Genomic DNA, 6,225 nt, shown 5'->3' with positions numbered 1-6,225 from the left:
AAGCCTTCGGCATTCTCCATCAACCCATTGTTAAGATACGGATGCGTTCACCCTGTCATAAACGCCCCAATGTTTGTGACTTTTGCCGCTTTACTGTAATAAAAGTGGTCGTTGCCCTTGCCGTTTCCTCCTTGCTTTCTCTACCCTCTGCCTTTACAACCTGTTTCTTACGTGTGCAGCCTCTCCCAGCGCCTCTAAAAATCGAATGTTTTCGGTTTTTGATGGGTACAACGCCCGTAGAGACTTTTGAGCAATGGGTTTACACAACGCCAGAACTGGAGTCTGTACTGCGTCAAGACGATTATCTGAACCTGATCGCCTTGGATTTTTCCAGGCAAAGTAGTCAATACGAAGCGACCAAAGTTCTCAGACGATACATTCAGGCAGGTGAATACGAAACGTGGAAGCTGAAAACGCTGCTGTTGGCGCTGATCAATCAAGAGCAAGACCCTCGGCATCTTTTATATACCTTCTACGAGCTGTATTGCAATGGATACAGCTTTTTAGATGGTTTGGGGCTTGGTTACGGTCTTGCCCTGGTTGTACCGCCAGGAGCCTATCGCGCAGACAGTTGGGACGAGTTGAACAAAGAAGACCAGCAACGGCTACTCCATTCGTTGTTGCCAGAGGCGATCGCAGAAGCCCGCACTGTCCTCAACTGGCTCGATGACGGCAGCATTGTCATTACGAACGAACAAGATGAATTTGGACAGTATATGTATGGTGAATTCGGAAATTATGTGTATCTCGATCGACGGGGTGAGAACTAGCGGCGATCGCCTCCTGATCAAAGCCGTCATCGTTTGTTATCGTGGCGAAGCTCAATCGTTGTTCCATGACTGTGACTGAACGCATTGCGATCGCCCATCAAACTAATCTTGGCACCCTGCTCTATGGCAACTCGTTGATATGGTTGACAACGTTAGCCGACGAAACCGCCGACCTCGTGTTTGCTGACCCACCCTACAACGTCAAAAAAGCCGCCTGGGATACCTTTGCCTCACAGGACGACTATATCGACTGGTCATTGCAATGGATTCAACAGGCCGCGAGAATTCTCAAGCCCTCTGGTTCGCTCTACATCATGGGCTTTTCTGAGATCCTGGCAGACCTCAAGCGTCCGTCTTTGCAGCACTTTCAGGCGTGTCGCTGGTTGGTGTGGCACTACAAAAACAAAGCCAATTTGGGGCACGATTGGGGACGTTCTCACGAAAGCATTCTGGTGTTGCGGAAGAGTGCCAGCGCCAAAATCAACCTTGACAGCATTCGGATTCCCTATGGCAACCATACGCTGAAATATCCTATCCACCCACAAGCGGCGACGAGTCAATATGAAAACGGAAAAGCGCACGATCGCTGGACACCACACCCCTTGGGCGCAAAACCAAAGGATGTGATCGAAATTCCCACGACGTGCAACGGTATGGCTGAAAAGACGGGCCATCCTACCCAAAAACCAGAAGAACTCATGCGAAAGCTACTGTTTGCTGCCAGCGATCGCGGCGATCTAGTCATTGATCCCTTCTCTGGCTCCGGTACAACGCTCGTGGTCGCTGAACAATCTGGCAGGCACTGGCTCGGCTGCGACATCAACCCGGAGTACAATGCCTGGGCGATCGCTCGTTTACAAACTGTCCTCCCCTTAAGTGATGCCGAGTGGATTGAGCGCGATCGTCAAAACGCTCTGCGTCGCCAAAGTATTCGCTAAGAGCGCTGTTGCCGCTACTCGCACGAAGGATGTTAGCGCTTCTATCAATGATTTGCTTCTTGAATCCAGATCCAGTGGTCTTCGACATAGGCGATCGCACCACCTGGAAAGGGATCGGTTTGCGATCGATTGGGTGCCGTGACTAAACCTACTACTTTTTCAATGTGCTCAAAGTTGGGAGCGCAGGGTAAGGTTTGCTGGAGGAATTGACGGGCCACACGGCGTTGAAGTGCGAGGGGAGATTCTTTGAGCAAGGAGCGATCGAGTCCTGGGCGATCGAGATGCTGTATCTGTTTCAATAACTCTGCTGCTTGCGTTTCGAGGTATTTTACGTCTGCCTGAAGGAGTTCTGCCGTTTGAGACAAAGCCTGCTCTACTTGCGGATTAAAGTGCGTTTGCAGATACGGCAACAGTTCTTGCCGGATGCGATTCCGGGCGTAGGTCAAGTCATGGTTGGTAGTATCGTCCCAGACTTTTAACTGAGCCTCCTGACAAAATTGCCCTGTTTCAATGCGAGTCATCCCTAACAGTGGACGCACCAATTGAATATTCGGTTGAAGGGCAGGCGCAAGCAAACGCTTCCAAACCAGGGCTTGCAGTCCATCGGCACCGCTGCCGCGAACGAGGTTATACAACAGGGTTTCTGCCCGATCGCTGGCAGTATGGCCCGTGACAATGTAGGCATAGCCGTGCTGTTGGGCGATCGTGGTCAGCACCCCGTAGCGCCAGGTTCTCGCTTCTGCTTCACTCGTCGAAACCGTTTCAGCCGTCTCTTGATAGTAAGGCAACTGCCAGTCTTGTGCGAGTTGCTGCACATACGCTGCATTTGCATCCGAGTCAGTGCGCCAGCGATGGTTGCAGTGGGCGATCGCCAGATGCCAACCCCATTTTGCTTGCAAATCAAGCAAAAGTTTCACCAAACAGAGCGAATCTTGCCCACCCGAAACCGCGACCAAAACTCGTTGCCCGCGCTCTAGAAGCCTTCGTGCCTTCAGCGTGCGCTGCAACTGCGTGTGTAGCGGTGTCCAGGCATCATGCGGCATATGCTGTGAGCCTGAGCGCGATTAGTAATCGTCGTCTACATCGCCGTAAACATCATCAAATTTGGGGTCTGGTTTCTCAGGGCGGCGAGAAGGTCGATCGCGGGGCACATCCAGCATCTTGGGTTTGCTCGTTTCCGGGACAAACTCCAGACGAATGCGGACGCGTCCACGTTGCCAGCCGGGTGTACCAAAGCGGAGCGCTTCGCAGGGCAAACCCTCGCCAAACCAGCCTTCATTTTCATCTGACCAGTCGCTCTCACGATCACTAATCGCCTGAGCCAGCGCATCAATAAACTCACCCACCTTAAAGGTAGGGTTTACCATCAGCACCCGACCCACATTGATAAACAGTACCTCGTCGTTATTCAGCGGTTCAAATTGATTATCCATCGGCTATGGGGGAGAGGAGAGAGGGGCAGAGGAGGAGAGTTTTAAGTTTTGAGTTTTGAGTTGATTGAGCGGTCAGCTATCAGCTTTTTAGCCTTTAGCCTCCTTACTCCCTATTCAAAGGAACCACCCATAGCTATGCAGCCCTTTGCCTAATAAATTTACGCCCAGGTAGCAAACCCAGACGACCACAAACCCACCTGCCGCTAAGAGTGCTGGACGACGACCTTGCCATCCTTTGGTAATGCGTGAGTGCAGATACGCGGCAAACACGAGCCAGGTGATGAGTGCCCAGGTTTCTTTGGGGTCCCAACTCCAGTAGGAACCCCATGCTTCGTTTGCCCAAACGCCACCCGCAATAATGCCGATCGTCAACAGTGGAAAGCCCAAACCAATAATGCGGTAGCTGATATTGTCCAAGGTATCGGCAAGGCTGAGTCGCTGAGGTGACAGGGGCATAGCCGTTGTAGAAGCGGGTGCTTCCAGTATGGCAGTGACAGAGCCATTCAGTTCGTTTGGCGTGGTTGAACGCTGAGACGCAGGTGGAAGCAGTTCTCCCTCACGTCGCAGTTGGTAGGTACGATCGCGGTAGGCTCCTGTGCCCACCGAACTACCGCGCAATTCAATTTTTTGACCGCGCGTGACCACCAGAAAGGCGATCGCCAGCAGCGACCCCACCATCAGAGTGGCGTAGCTCAACATCATCACGCTGACATGCATCATCAGCCAATTGGATTTCAAGGCAGGCACCAGCGGCGCAGAGGCTTGCATATCCTGAGGCAAGGTCAGCGCGGCAAAGGCCGTAATGCCCATCGCTACAGGAGCCGTTACCACACCGACGAGACGGCTACCGCTCATGCTCTCGGCCACCAGGTGAATGGCAGTGATGCCCCAGGTGAGAAAAAAGAGCGATTCGTACAGGTTGCTCAGCGGAAAGTAGCCTGCCTCCAGCCAGCGTGCGCCCAGGAGAGCCGCAATACAAAGGTTGGCGATCGCCATGCCTGTAGTACCCAGCATAGATAAATAAGGTATATGGGGAAAGGCTGCGCCCACCCAATACACCAGCGCCGTCACTAAGAGGATGGCGAAGGACGCATTATCAAAAATAGTTTGTAGTCTGACCAAATCCATGCCGTGTTCTCTCCAGGCTTTGAACCAATGCCTTTCTCTATCCTACGATTCTTGTGAAACGTTTTGAGGGTGATGCCAATTTTGAACGCGCTAAGGAGATGGCAATGGAGAAGGAACAGACGGAAGCTCTAATGCCGGGTTGTTACCTGGAGAAGGCATACTCGATGGGATGGTTGGACTTGGCAAGGGGGCAGGTTTACCCGCTTTTTGCAGCAGCAGCGAGACATCGTAACGGGTACTGCGATCGTCGCTAATAGCCGCCGTTACCCCGATCGACCGAATGGCATCCAGCAGATTTTGGTTGCCAAGCGGCAGTTGCGGCAAAGGAAGCTGCTTCGTTTTGTAGAGATCAAGATTGGCAAAGAAATTGCCGTTATTAGGACTGGGTTCAGAGGGCACGCTGGCTTTGAACGGTTGGCTATCCAACAAGGATGTGGCTGGTTTTGGCAGAATGTCGTTCACCACGGGAACACTTGGCGAACCCAGCGCTATAAACGCGACGTTATCATTCAACCAACCGTGGGTCACTGCAAACCCGGTCGTCGTCAACGTCCAATTGGTCACCGATTGGTCACCGACTTTCGCCTCTTCCACTTTAAATTTGTATTTGTCTGCCATCGTCTGGTCTAGCTGTTGCAAAGCAGCTTCTGTCGCGCGGCGATCGCTCGATTGCACCATAAACAGCAAATTGAACGGCAACCCAGACGGGCTGCCATCGGGTACTCCTGTCATTGCCAGTGCGAATTCGCCGTCCATCCAGGCAAGAAAGTCCTTGTCGAGATCCATATTGATGGTGGACTTCAGTGCCTTTTGCAGCCAGTCAGGCGAAACAGGGGGCAAGGCAAGGTTAATTGCCGTAGCACCCTGAGTATAGTTCTGCCAAAACTGCCTCAAGTTTCCCCCAGAAGTCATGAGAAGCGTGTTCTGAGGCAAGCGACCAAGCATGCTTTTAGCGTTGTTCTCAACCTTGTAAGTCTTCTGGCTATCCGGCTTGTACCAGGTCACCCCCCGAAAACGCACCCCTTCTGCCTCCAAACTCATCGTGGCAGCGACCCCCTGCGTCTGCGACATTTGCGCCAGATTAGGAGCCGTCGCGGCCTTGCCTGAATTCGCGACCGTAAAAGCCGTCGCTGCCGGGAAGTTGAGGTATAGCCGACCAAACGAGGGGGTCGCTTGAATTTTACCAAGCGCCTGAGTAAAGCCAGGCGTTGCTTTCAGCGCTGATTGTCCCTGTTCGCCTTTATACGTGTCGATCGCCCGCTCCATCGCCTTCGGATCGGTTGCCACGACGAGCAGTTTCCCGTCAAACACCGTTACCGAAAAATTCTCCGCTTTGCCCTGGGTCTCTTTAATTTGAAAGCCTTTGTAGGTACGGTCTACCAGTTTGCCCGCTGTTTGTGATCGAGGCTTATCAAGTAGTTGCTTTGCCTGGAGCGGGTTTTGAATCGGCAGCACGACGATCGCAACTGGCTTGGGTAACACGGGCGCAGCACTGGGTGCGCTACTCGTTGGTGGCGCTAGCAGAGCAATGCTGACTTCCTTGCCAATCCAGGGTTGAATATCTCTCTCGTAGTCATAGCCATTGGCAGTCAGGAGGCGATCGCGCAATTGCACCAAATTTTGATCAAACGCGGCCTGACTCTGAGGCGTACCAAATTCGCGCAACTGCTGCCATTGCCCTGGCTCCGTCGAAACCGAAAGCGTCATCAACGCATCTTGTGGAATCACCTCCGCACCGACAGGCAGATCTCCTGAACCAAGACCGCCCCGCGTGAGCACCCAGTAGGCAGCAGCACCTCCACCCACCAGCAATGCAGCAGCCCCCAACGGGAGCAGAAGGGATGGCTTCTTATTTTTGATCATGGAAAAGGGCTTTCCTATCTAGACAGCACAAGCAATGCCCCTGCCACTTTAGCAAACCTGACGCACAACGGGGGAGGAAGATTGCGGAACGTT

Annotated in this window: 6 protein-coding genes; 2 read left to right on the top strand and 4 right to left on the bottom strand. The window is 52.9% G+C overall.

What is annotated here, in order from left to right; translation table 11 throughout:
- A partial coding sequence (locus tag AC5JLP_RS27265; RefSeq protein WP_496070987.1) for a hypothetical protein occupies window positions 1–770 on the top strand: 770 nt, incomplete at its 5' end.
- A gap of 65 nt (window positions 771–835) precedes the next feature.
- Window positions 836–1,708, top strand: coding sequence for a DNA-methyltransferase (locus AC5JLP_RS27260; RefSeq protein WP_496070986.1), 873 nt, complete (start codon window positions 836–838; stop codon window positions 1,706–1,708).
- A gap of 44 nt (window positions 1,709–1,752) precedes the next feature.
- Here the strand turns inward: AC5JLP_RS27260 and tilS are convergent, their stop codons facing one another.
- The 4 genes from tilS to AC5JLP_RS27240 all read right to left on the bottom strand — a co-directional run bounded on the left by tilS (window position 1,753) and on the right by AC5JLP_RS27240 (window position 6,132).
- The gene (gene tilS, locus AC5JLP_RS27255) at window positions 1,753–2,751 is read right to left on the bottom strand and encodes a tRNA lysidine(34) synthetase TilS (protein WP_496070985.1); all 999 of its coding nucleotides are present in this window, start codon (window positions 2,749–2,751) and stop codon (window positions 1,753–1,755) included.
- 21 nt (window positions 2,752–2,772) lie between these two features.
- The gene (locus AC5JLP_RS27250) at window positions 2,773–3,141 is read right to left on the bottom strand and encodes a KGK domain-containing protein (protein WP_496070984.1); all 369 of its coding nucleotides are present in this window, start codon (window positions 3,139–3,141) and stop codon (window positions 2,773–2,775) included.
- A gap of 114 nt (window positions 3,142–3,255) precedes the next feature.
- Window positions 3,256–4,269: a c-type cytochrome biogenesis protein CcsB gene (gene ccsB, locus AC5JLP_RS27245; RefSeq protein ID WP_496070983.1), complete on the bottom strand. Its 1,014-nt coding sequence runs from the start codon at window positions 4,267–4,269 to the stop codon at window positions 3,256–3,258.
- Window positions 4,270–4,359: 90 nt separating this feature from the next.
- Window positions 4,360–6,132 (bottom strand): DUF3352 domain-containing protein, encoded by a 1,773-nt coding sequence (locus tag AC5JLP_RS27240; RefSeq protein WP_496070982.1) that lies wholly within the window; start codon window positions 6,130–6,132, stop codon window positions 4,360–4,362.
- Window positions 6,133–6,225 lie beyond the last annotated feature (93 nt).

This window comes from Stenomitos rutilans (assembly GCF_059505485.1).
The sequence above is the reverse complement of the archived record's forward strand: the minus strand, read 5'-3'. Positions and strand labels throughout refer to the sequence as shown.